Source organism: Bremerella sp. JC817 (assembly GCF_040718835.1).
Lineage (GTDB): Bacteria > Planctomycetota > Planctomycetia > Pirellulales > Pirellulaceae > Bremerella.
The window spans coordinates 1-330 of record NZ_JBFEFG010000184.1; the positions used below are offsets into that span (position 1 = coordinate 1).

Below are 330 nucleotides of genomic sequence, written 5' to 3' on the forward strand. Positions count from 1 at the left end.
GTCCGCTTCGTCTGGATCGGCAGCGGCATCCTCCGCGACCGGCTCGAAGCCGAGGCCGATCGGCTCGGCATCCGCCACGCGATCCGCTTCACCGGCCTCGTGCCGCCGGATCGCATCCCGGAGTTGCTCAACGCCTGCGACGTGGTGTTGCACCCGAGCTATCGGGAAGGGCTGGCGAGGGTCTTGCCCCAGGGCTTGATCGTCGGCCGACCGGCGATCAGCTATGACGTGGACGGCGCGCGAGAGGTCGTCCTGCCGGAGACGGGCATCCTCGTGCCCTTCCTCGACCGCGATCGGCTGGCCTCGGCGATCCTCGACCTGGCCGGGAAC

General features: G+C 70.0%; 1 protein-coding gene. It reads left to right on the forward strand.

Annotation, left to right across the window (positions count from 1 at the left end; genetic code table 11):
- The coding region (locus AB1L30_RS00885; protein WP_367011454.1) for a glycosyltransferase at positions 1-330 on the forward strand (330 nt) is incomplete at both ends.